Source organism: Streptococcus sp. IMAU 99161 (assembly GCF_014435245.1).
In the GTDB taxonomy this organism is placed as follows: domain Bacteria; phylum Bacillota; class Bacilli; order Lactobacillales; family Streptococcaceae; genus Streptococcus; species Streptococcus lactarius.
In genome coordinates, this window is record NZ_JAAPAW010000018.1 from 1 (window position 1) to 232 (window position 232).

1 protein-coding gene is annotated in these 232 nt (G+C 42.7%); it reads right to left on the reverse strand.

Annotated elements, in window-relative coordinates:
- The coding region (locus HA044_RS10185; RefSeq protein WP_187540917.1) for a DDE-type integrase/transposase/recombinase at positions 1 to 232 on the reverse strand (232 nt) is incomplete at both ends.

Here is a 232-nt window from a genome sequence, read left to right on the forward strand (position 1 = left end):
CTGTCGCTGTGGATGAGTGGTGTGGCATCTGGATTAGCTTCCATAGCCTTTCTTAGGTTCTCCATAACAAGAGGATTATCATTATGCTTACTGATATGGTAAGCCACGATAGAGCCGTCATAAAGGTCTTTAATAGCGCTTAAATAAGCCTTGCCCCCTAATCCATATTGCAAGAAGGTCACATCTGTACACCACTTCTGATTAGGGACATGAGCTGTAAACTCTCTATTGA